The organism is Proteiniphilum propionicum, assembly GCF_022267555.1.
Lineage (GTDB): Bacteria > Bacteroidota > Bacteroidia > Bacteroidales > Dysgonomonadaceae > Proteiniphilum > Proteiniphilum propionicum.
This window is the reverse complement of sequence record NZ_CP073586.1, coordinates 968,206-982,116: the sequence shown is the minus strand read 5'-3', so window position 1 is coordinate 982,116 and position 13,911 is coordinate 968,206. Positions and strand designations below refer to the sequence as shown.

Here is a 13,911-nt window from a genome sequence, read left to right as displayed (position 1 = left end):
ACTTTTTATGTGTAGAATGCGCCTTTTTCAGTCTAAATATCTTGAAATAGTGTAGAAAGTGAAATAAGTGCAGAATATAGAACAGTTATTTAATTTACCCTTAACTTACTGTATTATTGTCCGAGGTTGAGAATATTATTCTCTCAACATTTACAGCCATACCATAATTTTTCCGTTCAATAAGAATTCCCAGGTTCCGGATTCGATCACTAAAATTTCTCTTAGTTACAGGGATATAATTATCATCCTTACAGAAAGATTTAAAATCACTGTACAATTTACTCAATGGAATAAACTTATCAGTATTAGTGCTGTACCTCTCTTCAATGAAGAGAGCAACTGTATTAGATTCCCTTTTATATTTATTTAGAATATTATCCACCGCATCACACTGAGTGAAGTTCTTCTGTTGTAGTAATCTTTTCAGTCCGTCCAGGACCCAGTTGAAAACTCCTGATAATTCATTATTAATTATTTTATGTGCTAACTGTTTATCCTGTTTATTCTCCGGAATTGTAACATCAAAAGGAATAATAAGAAACCTGCGAAAGAATGCATTATTCACCTCAACATCCTTTGGAAGCTCATTGCAGTTAAATATCAATTTAGCGTAATTGGTAAGCGTGAAAGGCTCACCATAAGGCAACCGCGCCTCAACAGGCTCACCAGACACCAACTGTTTGAAAATAGATGTTTCAAGCTTACCATTAATCTCACTTGCATAGTTAACAAGCTTATTGGCCAACATAGAACGAAAATAACCATTTTCATTTGTAAGGTTCTGAAGAGAAAAATTACTCACGTTTTCAGTACCACCCAGGAGAGCATTAACGATCTCGAAGAACACAGACTTACCGTTGGCACCAGTCCCATATAAAACAAGAGACTTCTCGAGTTTTAAAACAGAAGTCTTAATAAAAAGATAACCGAGGTACTCAGCCAGTATTTTTTGTCTGTTCACATCAGGCAAAACAGTGTTTAGGTAATCATCAAAGATAGGACACACAGCCTTTTCATCATAAGGAAAAGGAAGCTGATAAGTAAGAAAATCATTCCTGTCAGGCTTTCTCAGATGCATTTTACTACCATCGATCTCAAAGGTACCGTTCTTAAGATTTATCAAAACAGAATTATCAGTTTGTTGAGGCTTTGGAAGTCTGGAAACAGACAGAAATTGTTGCAACAATTGTCGGCGAAAAGTATAAAGCCTGGCATCGAATTTATAAACACCCATTTTTTCGGCAGCCTTACCAAGGAATATTTGGAAATCCTGAGACTCCACACAACTCCAATACTCACCATTGTACAAATAAATGAAATTATGATTCCTGCAAACCCCCCAATTATTCTTATCGGCCGTTTCAAGAATTTTCTCAACACACGTAACAAGGAAATGCTTCTGCAGTAATTTCTGATCATCATTTTGGAAACCAGCCTCATTTCTGAAATCCACCTCATCGATTTGCTCATAAAGAGAAAACAGAATTTGAGAATGATCTTTAACCGATTCACTTTCAATTATATCGAACTGTTTTTCAAATTCACTTAAATCAAGATCGAGTAAATCAATAAAATTTTGTTTATCAGAAACACTAACTACATTATTTACTTCAGTTACTCTTCCATTAACTTCACATTTCACTAGCATTCATACCTCCTTTCCCATCATCTTCACTCTCGTAATCACCTCTTCTTAAGTCACCATTATAATTTTCTTTAAGTAATAAAAAGATGTCCGACTTTCTGTAATATAACTTACCTTTAATCCGTGAGAAAGGAAGCAGACCTTCAATTCTCCAGGTCTGTAAAGTTCGCTGACTAATATGCATGTTAGTGCATACATCCTGAGCATCAATCCAGTCAGACCATTCATCTTGCCGATCAGTTAAATCTACTCCTTTCATAGGCTCCTCCTTCTTATATTATTACGGATACGTTTAGTTTGTTCCTCAATTGCTTCTTGCAGAGCCTCCTCTTCTTTGGTATCACTCATTAACCACTCATCGATTTCACTTTTCAGAAACTGTAATTTCTTCCCTTTCTTATGATAAGGAATAAATTTAGAGCACACCCAACCGTAAACAGTTTGTTTGGCCGGCTTCGCAGGGAGATAAGCACACAGTTCATCAACATTCATCCATACAGCTTCATTAGGTTTGGAATTCAATGTTGCTTCAATCATGTTTTCAAGATTTCCAATTTTCTCAATCAGAACAGTAATAGCTTCAGGTACTTCATTAAATGTAATTGTTTTGTCATCCATAATATTAATGGCATTAATAGACTTATTTATGTGCCAATAAAAAATAAGCCACCACCTCTACAGTGAGGTGATGGGACAAATATAGATAGCTAAATATAGGCTGTAACGGAGTCAGGGAGTTACAGAAGGGGTTACAGAGGGGGTTACAAATTTACTCTTTGATATCTTTTATTATTTTATCTTCGATAAGCGGGAATAAATTATGGAAACAACCAGCAATATATCTTAGATTTTTCTGTGAGATTTTTGTATCAAATTCAATATTAAGCGCTCTTCTGATCCTCTCTCTACTCTTACCGGTTATTATATTAATCAACTTTGCCCATTCAGTTTTATCTGAGTTGCCAAAGTTAACACCCAACTCATTAAAAAAGTAATAGAAAGTTATGGCCAGTTGAGAAACAGTCATTCCATCATTAGAAACATCTATTGCAAGTTTTTGATTTTCCTTATTAAGTGCTTCATTCTCCCGGTATAACCTCTCAACTTCATTAGTTTTTTGGAATAAATCAATTTTCAGAGCTTCAATTTCCTTCATAAATGAAGACTCGTTGTATGAATTAACCTCATCACACTCTTTGATTAGATTTGAATTAACCTCATCTCTTAAGTTCTGGAAATATTCTGAAAGATCATATATTAGAATATCTGGATGGCTTGCTTTTTCCTTATAGTATTTTTTCTCTATAAGGTTAATAATATTCAATCTCTGATCATGGTTAAAGGAGTCATGAAATACCCACTTTCTAATGATATTGTAATTAAATACCTTTGTTGCTTTAAGCCAATTGATTTTATCAGGATTTAGGGTAGGTAATTTATTTTGATAATACTTATCGATATTCAAGTAACTCTCACTATTATACTCTTCTATCATTACTGATAGCATTTTCAAACGCTTCCTTTTTTCATCATCATTATTGCAATTATAATTATCAATTAGATTTTTGATAATCGTAACAATAATTTGCTCAAACTCTTTGTCATTAAAATAAATATTTTTAATGATATACTGTGCCTTAAAAGGATCATAAGACTTCACACGTACATTGTCAAATAGTTCATAAGCATAATTGAAAGCCTCAAGCCACCATTTCTCATCCTTTTGAAGTTCACTATTTTGATTGCAATAAAACTCCCAGTGATCCTTCTGCATTAAGAATTCTGACAAATTATATTTTGGATAATCTTCATTATTTTCGCAAATTAAATTCTCAATTTTTGATATAACATCAAGACTCTCCAGTTTAGGCTTACAAATATTTAATCTATGAGATTCAACATATTTATTTATACCTAGAGCTAATATATTATGCGCGAATATGAAAGTATCATCGTCTGAAATAACATTCAATAGTTCAATCCTAACCTTATAAGCAATATCACGATTTACTTCACCAGGTAATTCTTTAAAATCGGACTCTTTAATTTTATCGTTATTGTTTTTTTTAAAAGCCCGGTATCTGGAATCGGCATATAGATTATCATTGAAATATTCCAGCGTTTGAATCTTATCAACTCTTAATGGATATAGATCATATACAGCTTTTTTTACATGGTCATAATAGTAAATATCTTTTTTATTGGTTTCAACGTATACTTTTGCTCTCATAGAATTTTAAAAAACCTCTCAATTTGATTAAAATTTCAGCATTACAGATTATTATTACGCACACGGTATTTGTTGCATGTTAATTAAAATAAATAGTTTCTGAATCCATTTAGTGAATTCAGAAACTTAAAATTATCCCACAAACCAATAAATATACTGGAAAGTTTTGTACCAACATGTTTTCACAAATATAATTAATTATTACAATATCTTTAATAGATTTAAGTCCTTCAGGTTAAAAACTAATGTAAATAGGTGTTTTAGGGTTATTGAAAATTGTGGATATATATTAGTATTAGTAGCCTTTAGTTTTCCCATTGTTTTCCCAAAACAAAAAACACTTACCTAAACATTTAGATAAGTGCTTTATTTTTAGAGTGATCCGAGCGGGATTCGAACCCACGACCCACAGCTTAGAAGGCTGTTGCTCTATCCAGCTGAGCTACCGGACCATCCTTTTTTCAGAATGCAAAAATACGTCAATTCTCAGAATAAAAAAAATTTATGAATCCCTATTTGAAATTGCATTTACTGCGGCAAAAAGCCGTTATCCGGGAATAAGTATATAACTTATCACAAAACACCTTGGCTCATCATGGCCTTGGCAACCTTCATGAACCCTGCAATGTTAGCGCCTTTCACGTAGTTGATATAACCATCGCTTTCGGTTCCGTATTTAACGCAATTTTCGTGGATATTACCCATGATCCATTTCAATTTTTCATCCACCTGTTCAGCTGGCCAGCTGTAACGTTCTGAATTTTGTGTCATCTCCAGTCCCGATACCGAAACACCTCCGGCATTTGCAGCTTTACCGGGTGCATAAAGGATCTTGTGTTGTTGAAAAATCTCTATTGCCTCAGGAGTACTAGGCATGTTGGCACCTTCCGATACTGCAATAATCCCATTCTTTACAAGGAGCGCGGCATCCGATTGGTCAATCTCGTTCTGCGTGGCCGACGGAAGGGCAATATCTGCTTTTTCTCCCCAAGGGCGTGCTCCTGGAACGTATTTACAACCATACTCTTCGGCATATTCGCGAATACGGCCGCGATAAAGATTTTTCAGTTCCATTACGAAGTCAAGTTTTTCTCTTGTAATTCCGTCGGGATCATATATATAACCATCTGAATCAGAAAGAGAAACAGGTATAGCTCCCAGCTCAATCAGTTTCTCACAGGTATATTGTGCCACGTTTCCGGATCCGGACACCAGACATTTTTTCCCTTTTATATCAATATTCCTGGTCTTCAGCATCTCCAGCAGAAAATATACATTCCCGTATCCGGTTGCTTCAGGGCGAATAAGAGAACCTCCAAACTCGCGTCCCTTGCCTGTAAACGTACCTGTGAACTCTTCGGCCAGCTTCTTGTATTTGCCGAACATATAGCCTACTTCACGTCCTCCTACACCAATATCCCCGGCAGGCACATCGGTATTAGGCCCGATCACTCGCCACAATCCCTCAACAAATGCCTGACAAAAACGCATAATCTCACCATCGGACCTACCGCGAGGTGAGAAATCTGATCCTCCTTTGGCACCACCCATAGGAAGAGTGGTAAGAGCATTTTTAAATGTCTGCTCAAAAGCAAGAAATTTCAGAATAGAAGGAGATACCGATGCATGAAAGCGAATTCCGCCCTTATAGGGCCCAATAGCATTGTTATGCTGGACACGATACCCCATATTGGTCTGCACATTTCCTTTATCATCTACCCAGGTAACACGAAAAGAGTGTATCTTATCCGGGATAACCAAACGCTCAATTATATTTGCTTTTTCAAACTCAGGATGTTCATTATAAGCATCCTCGATTGATTCAACTACTTCCTCAACAGCCTGATGATATTCCGGTTCGTTGGGGAAACGTCTTTTTAATAGATCGATAACCTCTGAAGCTTTCATACAATTTATTATTTCATCTGTTTATTTATACTATTGTCAGATGCAACCTCTAATAATTATATTAATCATTTCGATTTCATTGTTTTGCAGAAGACTTGTAGTAACCATTTTACCGCAGCAAGAACGTTAATTCAAGTTTCATTAAAATTATTTTTCTAACAATTCGTATAAAAATAATCACTTTGAAATGCAAAATTAGAAATAAATTTCTAATGATAAAAATATTCTAATATTTTTATCATTTTTGTTACTATAAAACCTATTTCTTTAGATTTTTGTAAACAGGAATAAATACGATGGCTCCCGATATAAGTATTGAAATAATGGTATAAAAGGTTATTTTAGCGTACAATAGAATATACGCTACCAGAACAAGCCAGAGGATGATAATAAAAGCAATTTGAGTCTGGGAAAGTCTTCTTCGTGCCATAGGTCTTATGCTATATGGTTCACAAAGATATAAAAAAAGATACAGACTTAGCATCTATACCTTTTTAAAGACACATATAAAATAAATGAAAAGTTTATTTTTTCTGATATTGAATCAAATTGATTTAATTTTTGACTTCCTTTTTTAAGTAAAGGGTGATGCACTGCAACAGTATCTGAAAGATAAAGAGAATTATATAGGAACCCCACTCTGTAAAAAATTCAGCTCAACCCCGAGGAACAATCACCGTTTCCTGCGACCTCCATTTTTTCCTTTATTGTGCCTGTTTATGCTGTTTTCCTGATAAAAACGGTCTGCAAAATCTCTCCTCCCTCTCTCTGGACTATGACCATCCTGAGCCATTTGCACTACCAGTTTCCTTTCATCTATGTACATACCTCTAAAAGTATTAACCACTTTCGACGCATATTCATCGGGAACTTCGAAAAAAGAGAAGCTTTTCAACAGGTCTATTCTTCCCACAGGAACTTTCCCTTTCACATTTTCATTGATGAAACCCATAAGAGTGGACGGATTCGCACCATCCATCTTCCCAACATTGATAAATATGCGGGCATAACCTTTTTCCGGTTTACGACTATTTTTTTCATTTCTGTCGTAGTTTTTAGCACCAGATCTGCCTTCATTCCTTTTTGATGATGACTCTTCAGGCTGGTGAATCTCTTCGGCCTTCTGATAATACTCAATCAGACGATTGAACTCCAGAGAGACAACTCTTTTTATTATATCTTCTTTTCCAAGCCATTCCAGTTTACGGAAAATAGATGGAAGCAGACGTTCTATCTCTTCCTCGTTCACTTTTACTTTTTCAATTTTATCAACAAAGTTGAACAGCTGTTTTTCACAAATTACATCGCCCTTCGGGACTTCACGTCTCTCAAATTTTTTGTTGATAAGCTTTTCAATCTGTGCAGTTTTTCCTTTCTCTTTTATATGAATTATAGAGATTGATGTACCGGTCTTGCCAGCCCTGCCGGTCCTTCCGCTACGATGAGTATAAACTTCACAATCGTCGGGTAAACCAAAATTTATTACATGCGAAACATCATCCACATCCAACCCTCTTGCAGCCACATCAGTTGCTACCAGCAGTTGAAGGTTTCTGTTTCTGAATTTACTCATTACATTATCGCGTTGTGCCTGGGAAAGGTCGCCATGCAATGAGTCTGCATCGTAACCGTCCTGAAGAAGTTTTTCTGCTATCTCCTGTGTCTCTTTTCTGGTACGGCAAAAAATTATTCCGTAAATATTGGGATAATAATCTACAATTCGTTTCAGTGCAAGATATTTATCTTTGGCATGCACCATGTAATAGATGTGCCTTACATTTTGAGCACCCTCGTTTTTCCTTCCTATAGTAACCTCTACCGGACTCTTCATATATTTCCGGCTTATTTTTTCAATCTCTTTCGGCATTGTTGCAGAAAAAAGGAGCATACTGCGTTCCACAGGAATATGCGAAAGTATTTCGTCAATATCTTCTGAAAAGCCCATGTTTAGCATCTCATCTGCTTCATCCAACACAAAAGTTTGTACATTATCCAGTGATACAGTATTGCGGTTTATCAGGTCGATAAGCCTTCCCGGGGTAGCCACAATAATATGCACACCCCTTTTAAGGGCACGTATCTGGCTCTCAATACTGGAACCTCCATAAACGGGAAGGATTTTTACATCTTCCGCATATTTAGAATAGTCAGTCAGATCACCTGCAATTTGAAGGCACAGTTCTCTTGTTGGACAAAGGATGAGCGTTTGAGGTGATAAAAATTTCGGATCTGTTTTCTGGATAATGGGTATACCAAATGCGGCTGTTTTTCCGGTTCCGGTTTGGGCAAGTGCTATAATATTGCTTGTGTTTCCCAGCAAAAGGGGGATTACCTCTGCCTGTACAGGCATTGGCTGTTCGAAACCTAATTCAGTAATGGCAAGTTGAATTTGGGAATCAACTCCTAATTCTTCGAATGTTCTCATTTTTATAAATGTTTAATGTGTGAGTATTGATATTTCTCTATACTCCACTCCACACAACTACTCACCAAGGTGAGTCATTTGACCGCAACAACAATGCTTAAAATAAGTTTTGTTTCTTTTATCGCTTTACGATAACATTGCAACCAAGACTGATTTCTGATAATAATGCTTAAACGCAAATATTTACAGAAGTCAGACTATTTCCATCCACGACATAATGCAAACTAGTTTAGCTTATGTGCCAGATTAACGAAATAGTTCATAAAGATGAGAGAAAATTCAATTACAATATGTGATTTTATGAAGGTAATAAGGATAACCTTAAATGTAAAATTTCATATCACCCCATCAAAATCGGGTGCAAAAGTATGAAAATAAATTGAATAAACAGTAATCAAAAACGATAAAGAAGGTATTTTTTCAATAAATTTCTTTTTCCCTGAGTTACCCGCAGCTCTTTTTCAAGGTAATTGTCAACCGATCCATACTTTGTTTTTATATGGTCAATAGCATAATTCAAGTATGCCCTGTTAACGGACAGCATGGCAGTCACAGCTTCCTGCATAGATTCAGAGAGATTGTTTGCATCTATTTCTGCTTTTGCAGGATCTATGTACATATTAGAAAGCATATAATCCTGTTCCAATGTAATTTCAGGTACACCAATGGCATATAAAATAAAATATGCTGCCATTCCAACACCATCTTTACCCAGTGAACCGGTCAGCAACACAGGATAGTTACTATCATTTGTAAGAATATCGAAAAGCTCTCCGAACTGAACTTTATGATTTTCCACAATAGCTACATACTCCTCCTGAACATAATGTATAGCATCGCTCCGGTCGAAATGTACATCTTTCATTTGCTCATCAAGCTTATAAGCATCCATAGGATTTAACGGAAGAGACATTTTTCTAATTGAAGGATGAATAAGAATAGGGTACTTTTTAGCAGCTCGTTCCGACCTGAAATCGATCACTGTCTTAATATTTAACCTTCTTATCCTCTCCTGATCATATAATGTAGCGTTGCTTAAATCGGCAGACCTGTATATTTGTCCCCATTTTACCTGTTGATTATCAGTCGTATAATATCCACCTATATCTCTAAAATTCTTAATATTATTCATGTCGATAGCTCTGTTGGCAACAACACCTGACTGTACTCCCCCCGTACGGAGAATAAAATACTCTCTTAAACCGGAACCTGTAGGATTTACCCTAAGAACCTGGTCAGTGATACTCCTGGAGGTTATCTGTGTAAAACTTGTCAGTGAACTATCAGTGAGAGATGAGTAAATATCGATGTTACCTTCCTGATCAGGGCTTACTTCCCATTTTAACAGAAAATCCCCCTCCGTATCTTTTTCAACTACAGATGTAATTTTTACTGTTGACATACAGGAGTTTACAAGAAGATACAGTAAAAACAGAATAAATATGGGATATAGTTTCTTCACTTTCCTCTTTAATAACAAACAAATGTAATAAAAACTTTGTTCTCAAATGATATATTAAAATAAGTATTAACAATATATAGAAATTCATTTTTCTTTTTAATACTTTATATTATAGGCGTTTAGGTTAATTTTATGCAACTTTTATAATTGTTGATAACCTGTGAATTGTGTGTAAACAGATTATTAAAAGTTAATTTGGAAATGTTGAAAATAGATGAGATAGAAAATATATCTGATTATCCCAACAATATAACACTTTCTTAACAGTAGAATATCACCTTCTTTTCAACAGGTACTTTGTAACAGAAAAGAAATTAATTATTAACTTTGCTTTTTATAAACAGTTTATGATAAAGTTTATAATTATCTATCGTTCAAGATAAAAAATAAATTTATCCTGTTGATAACTATTGATAACCGGCTCTGTATATTTGATAACGATCCGGTCAAATTTTTTGGTAAAAAATCATCAACACTATCAACAAGCCATCATTATTATCATATATGATTTTATTTTTAATAAGTAAATAATAATAGTTTATGACAAAAGAAGAAATAATTCAAAATATTCAGAGTCTCAAAAAAGAAAAAAATGCTATTATTTTAGCGCACTATTACCAGGAGTCTGAAATTCAAGATATTGCTGATTTTGTAGGAGATAGCCTTGCATTAGCTCAATGGGCTGCAAAAACAACAGCTGATGTGATTGTTCTTTGTGGTGTTCATTTTATGGGAGAAACGGCTAAAATATTGAGTCCGGAGAAGAGAGTATTTATCCCTGATATGAATGCCGGATGTTCTTTGGCAGAAAGCTGTCCCGCTGATGAATTTGAAAAATTTGTCAATGAACATCCTGACCACACCGTTATATCCTACGTTAACACAAGTGCAGCTGTAAAAGCGCTTACAGATATTGTTGTTACTTCTTCAAATGCAAAACAAATTGTGGAATCACTTCCGGAATCGGAAAAAATAATATTCGGTCCTGATAAAAATTTAGGTGATTATATCAATAAACTCACCGGTAGAAATATGCTTTTATGGAATGGAGTATGTCATGTTCATTCGCAGTTTTCACTGGAGAAAATTATGGATTTAAAAAGAGAATATCCCGATGCATTAATTCTTGCACATCCTGAATGTCCGAAATATATGTTGGAAATAGCTGATCACGTGGGTTCAACATCATCAATTTTAAAATTTGCAACCAAATCAAATAACATAAGGTTTATTGTTGCTACAGAAGCGGGAATTTTACATCAGATGAAGAAAGAAAATCCAGATAAACTGTTTATTCCTGCTCCCCCTGAAGATTCTACCTGTGCTTGTAATGAGTGTTTTTACATGAAAATGAACACTTTGGAAAAATTATACCTCTGTCTAAAAAATGAAAAGCCTGAAATTTTAATCGATGAAGAAGTAAGAATTAAAGCTGTGATGCCGATAGAGCGAATGTTGGAAATTTCGGCAAGGTATGGATTGTGACGTTATGGTTTAAAATGATGTTAAATCAATACATCAATTTATTTTTCCCGATTTCAATAAAATAGACCTTTCGGTGATGACTCCTTGTTGTAATAACTTAAACAACACATTCCTGTAAAGAGAGTTTATTAACTAACACCTTTTTTGTAACTTTGCACCGCGAAAAAATCATTTATACACCGCTTTTTATTTAAGTGAGTTTTTAGAAATAAAGCGGTCTTAAAATATCAACAAAATGGCTTTACAATGTGGTATCGTAGGATTACCAAACGTTGGCAAATCAACACTTTTCAATTGTTTATCGAACGCAAAAGCACAGGCGGCAAATTTTCCGTTCTGTACAATAGAACCAAATGTTGGAGTTATTACCGTTCCTGATAAGCGTTTAAATAAATTGGCTGAATTGGTTAATCCCCAAAAGATTGTTCCAACAACTGTGGAGATAGTTGATATTGCAGGATTGGTTAAAGGAGCCAGTAAAGGTGAAGGTTTAGGAAACAAGTTTCTTGCAAATATTCGAGAAACTGATGCAATATTGCACGTACTACGCTGTTTCGATGATGAAAATGTTACTCATGTAGATGGTAAGATAGATCCTGTCAGGGATAAGGAAATAATAGATGCTGAACTTCAATTGAAAGATCTTGAAACCATTGAAGCCCGGATAAATAAAGTAGAAAAACAGGCCAAAACAGGAGGTGACAAAGAGGCAAGGATTGCCTTTCAGGTTTACTCAAAGATTAAAGAAGCGTTGCTCAAGGGTGAATCTGCCCGGACAGTTCATTTCGATACTAAAGACGAATTTAAAGCTGCAAGAGATCTCTATCTTTTAACATCAAAACCTGTGTTGTATGTATGTAATGTAGATGAGTCAAGCGCTGTTAACGGTAACATTTATGTTGATCAGGTTCGTGAAGCAACGAAAAATGAAAATGCGGAAATTTTAATTGTGGCAGCAAAAATTGAGTCAGAAATAGCTGAATTTGACACTTATGAAGAACGTGAGATGTTTCTGAATGAAATTGGTCTTGAAGAATCAGGAGTGAACCGTTTGATAAAAGCGGCTTATAGGTTATTAAACCTTCAAACATTTCTTACGGCTGGACCGCAGGAAGTGAGGGCATGGACGTTTCAGAAAGGTTGGAAAGCACCGCAGTGCGCGGGAGTAATACATACCGACTTCGAGAAAGGATTTATACGTGCTGAAGTGATAAAATATGAAGATTATATTACCTATGGATCTGAAAATGCTGTAAAGGAAGCCGGGAAAATGAGTGTTGAGGGTAAGGAGTATATAGTCAGGGACGGAGACATCATGCATTTCAAGTTTAACGTGTAAGTCTGCTTTCAATGTACAAAATATCAAAAAAGTTAACTCTACCCTGCAACATTTGTTTTTATACCTAACTTCCCTACCCTGTCGGCAATTTTTAGCAAATCGCCTAAGGGCACTTTTTCAAGCGTTTTAACAGGTGTTTCCCGGTCTATAGTATAAATCATCACCTCGCGCGGTTTCAACTCTCTTACGAGCTCTAACCATGCTGAAATCTCTTCTTCTGTTGTATTGTCTATAACCTCTCCTTCAAATTCACCCCGGATGAACATAGTTTGGAGTATAAAATTGCCCTGAAAACGTTTATAGTTTTCAACCTGTTTTGCTACCCTGTAAATGTGAGAGTTGGGACGATTGATAAGCTTGGCGGTTTTATCGAATGCAGAATCAAGTTTTAATATCGGATTTTCAACCTTTTTCAGAGCATCTAAAACCTTTCCCCGTTCGAGATGCATTCCGTTGGTAAGAACACTTATTTTGGCATCTGGAAAATAGATGTTTCGCAATTCAACGGTATCGTCAACAATTACCTCAAATTCAGGATGCATGGTAGGTTCTCCGTTGCCGGCGAAAGTGATAACATCGGGAGTTACGCCTTCCTTCAGGAGTGATAACAGTTTATTTTCCAGAGCTGCACGTACATTCATCCTGTCAGGCAATTTTGTTTTAGTCCTGAAATCTTTGTTAAAACCACATTCGCAGTAAATGCAGTCGAACGAACAAAGTTTACCGTCGTAAGGCAGCAGGTTTATTCCAAGCGATATTCCCAGCCTTCTGCTGTGAATGGGGCCAAAAACAATTTCATGAAAGAGTATCGTTGACATATTTATTGATAAACTAAAAGTAAAAATTAAAAACTGAGTCTGCTTGAAAAAGTCTCAAATTAGATGATTTGGCATTATAATCACTAGAAAAGAAAATTTCTTTTTTCACAAAACGACTTGTTAAAGTAGACTAAAAACTGAATAATTAAAACCAGGACATAATATGTCCGGTTCCTAACCCTATGATCAGATATCTCAGAAACTTGCCGATAGTCATTGAGGTCATTACAATGGGCATATTTGCACGCATAAAACCTAATGCTACCAGCATAACATCTCCCACAGCAGGTAGAAATCCGAAAAAACCCATCACGGCTCCCTTACCATGTAGCCAGGTGATAGTTTTATTGACTTTTTCAGGTTTGATTTTAAACCATTTCTCCAACCATTCTGTTTTTCCCAACCGACCTAAATAATAGCATGTTGCACCACCAGCAGCGTTTCCGGCAGTAGCATAAATTATGCATGTCCAGATATCCATTCCCGCTGCAATCAGGGCAGCAAAAACCACCTCTGAGCTAAAAGGAAGAATTGTTGCTGCCAGGAACGATGACAACAGCAGGCCCCAATATCCGTATTCCGCTAATCCGTCCAGCATA

General features: G+C 35.7%; 12 protein-coding genes and 1 tRNA gene. 2 read left to right on the top strand and 11 right to left on the bottom strand.

Features of this window, described 5'->3' with window-relative positions:
- Positions 1-100: 100 nt before the first annotated feature.
- The 9 genes from KDN43_RS03685 to KDN43_RS03645 form a co-directional block, all read right to left on the bottom strand.
- Positions 101-1,648 (bottom strand): DNA primase family protein, encoded by a 1,548-nt coding sequence (locus KDN43_RS03685; protein ID WP_238868339.1) that lies wholly within the window; start codon positions 1,646-1,648, stop codon positions 101-103.
- Positions 1,632-1,904: a helix-turn-helix domain-containing protein gene (locus KDN43_RS03680; protein WP_238868338.1), complete on the bottom strand. Its 273-nt coding sequence runs from the start codon at positions 1,902-1,904 to the stop codon at positions 1,632-1,634. Before KDN43_RS03680 ends, KDN43_RS03685 begins: the two co-directional genes overlap by 17 nt.
- Positions 1,901-2,263 (bottom strand): helix-turn-helix domain-containing protein, encoded by a 363-nt coding sequence (locus KDN43_RS03675; protein ID WP_238868337.1) that lies wholly within the window; start codon positions 2,261-2,263, stop codon positions 1,901-1,903. Before KDN43_RS03675 ends, KDN43_RS03680 begins: the two co-directional genes overlap by 4 nt.
- A 151-nt stretch (positions 2,264-2,414) precedes the next feature.
- On the bottom strand, positions 2,415-3,875 hold the full coding sequence (locus KDN43_RS03670) for a hypothetical protein (RefSeq protein ID WP_238868336.1): 1,461 nt from the start codon (positions 3,873-3,875) through the stop codon (positions 2,415-2,417).
- Positions 3,876-4,253: 378 nt separating this feature from the next.
- Positions 4,254-4,327 (bottom strand) — tRNA-Arg (locus tag KDN43_RS03665).
- A gap of 121 nt (positions 4,328-4,448) precedes the next feature.
- Complete coding sequence (locus KDN43_RS03660) at positions 4,449-5,783, bottom strand: NADP-specific glutamate dehydrogenase (protein ID WP_238868335.1); 1,335 nt, start codon at positions 5,781-5,783, stop codon at positions 4,449-4,451.
- A gap of 259 nt (positions 5,784-6,042) precedes the next feature.
- Complete coding sequence (locus tag KDN43_RS03655; RefSeq protein ID WP_238868334.1) at positions 6,043-6,213, bottom strand: hypothetical protein; 171 nt, start codon at positions 6,211-6,213, stop codon at positions 6,043-6,045.
- Positions 6,214-6,456: 243 nt separating this feature from the next.
- Complete coding sequence (locus KDN43_RS03650; RefSeq protein ID WP_238868333.1) at positions 6,457-8,208, bottom strand: DEAD/DEAH box helicase; 1,752 nt, start codon at positions 8,206-8,208, stop codon at positions 6,457-6,459.
- 394 nt (positions 8,209-8,602) lie between these two features.
- Entirely contained in the window at positions 8,603-9,610 is a 1,008-nt protein-coding gene (locus KDN43_RS03645) for a tyrosine-protein phosphatase (protein ID WP_238868332.1), read from the bottom strand.
- A 600-nt stretch (positions 9,611-10,210) separates the two neighbouring features.
- On the opposite strand from KDN43_RS03645, the gene nadA reads away from it, so the two are divergent.
- Both nadA and ychF read left to right on the top strand, forming a co-directional pair.
- Positions 10,211-11,155, top strand: coding sequence for a quinolinate synthase NadA (gene nadA / locus KDN43_RS03640; RefSeq protein ID WP_238868331.1), 945 nt, complete (start codon positions 10,211-10,213; stop codon positions 11,153-11,155).
- A gap of 235 nt (positions 11,156-11,390) precedes the next feature.
- Positions 11,391-12,494: a redox-regulated ATPase YchF gene (gene ychF / locus KDN43_RS03635; protein WP_238868330.1), complete on the top strand. Its 1,104-nt coding sequence runs from the start codon at positions 11,391-11,393 to the stop codon at positions 12,492-12,494.
- Between the two features lie 38 nt (positions 12,495-12,532).
- Here ychF and KDN43_RS03630 read toward each other — a convergent pair whose 3' ends face one another.
- Together KDN43_RS03630 and KDN43_RS03625 are read right to left on the bottom strand one after the other, a co-directional pair.
- Positions 12,533-13,312, bottom strand: a complete 780-nt coding sequence (locus tag KDN43_RS03630; RefSeq protein ID WP_238868329.1) for a radical SAM protein — start codon at positions 13,310-13,312, stop codon at positions 12,533-12,535.
- Positions 13,313-13,457: 145 nt separating this feature from the next.
- Entirely contained in the window at positions 13,458-13,910 is a 453-nt protein-coding gene (locus tag KDN43_RS03625; RefSeq protein ID WP_238868328.1) for a YqaA family protein, read from the bottom strand.
- Position 13,911 lies beyond the last annotated feature (1 nt).

What these genes read in the sequence shown, in the direction of transcription:
- KDN43_RS03625 (WP_238868328.1), bottom strand. Translation starts at nt 13,910, where the DNA reads ATGCTGGACGGATTAGCGGAATACGGATATTGGGGCCTGCTGTTGTCA.
- KDN43_RS03645 (WP_238868332.1), bottom strand. Translation starts at nt 9,610, where the DNA reads ATGTCAACAGTAAAAATTACATCTGTAGTTGAAAAAGATACGGAGGGG.
- KDN43_RS03675 (WP_238868337.1), bottom strand. Translation starts at nt 2,263, where the DNA reads ATGGATGACAAAACAATTACATTTAATGAAGTACCTGAAGCTATTACT.
- KDN43_RS03685 (WP_238868339.1), bottom strand. Translation starts at nt 1,648, where the DNA reads ATGCTAGTGAAATGTGAAGTTAATGGAAGAGTAACTGAAGTAAATAAT.
- KDN43_RS03670 (WP_238868336.1), bottom strand. Translation starts at nt 3,875, where the DNA reads ATGAGAGCAAAAGTATACGTTGAAACCAATAAAAAAGATATTTACTAT.
- KDN43_RS03680 (WP_238868338.1), bottom strand. Translation starts at nt 1,904, where the DNA reads ATGAAAGGAGTAGATTTAACTGATCGGCAAGATGAATGGTCTGACTGG.
- KDN43_RS03660 (WP_238868335.1), bottom strand. Translation starts at nt 5,783, where the DNA reads ATGAAAGCTTCAGAGGTTATCGATCTATTAAAAAGACGTTTCCCCAAC.
- KDN43_RS03650 (WP_238868333.1), bottom strand. Translation starts at nt 8,208, where the DNA reads ATGAGAACATTCGAAGAATTAGGAGTTGATTCCCAAATTCAACTTGCC.
- ychF (WP_238868330.1), top strand. Translation starts at nt 11,391, where the DNA reads ATGGCTTTACAATGTGGTATCGTAGGATTACCAAACGTTGGCAAATCA.
- KDN43_RS03655 (WP_238868334.1), bottom strand. Translation starts at nt 6,213, where the DNA reads ATGGCACGAAGAAGACTTTCCCAGACTCAAATTGCTTTTATTATCATC.
- nadA (WP_238868331.1), top strand. Translation starts at nt 10,211, where the DNA reads ATGACAAAAGAAGAAATAATTCAAAATATTCAGAGTCTCAAAAAAGAA.
- KDN43_RS03630 (WP_238868329.1), bottom strand. Translation starts at nt 13,312, where the DNA reads ATGTCAACGATACTCTTTCATGAAATTGTTTTTGGCCCCATTCACAGC.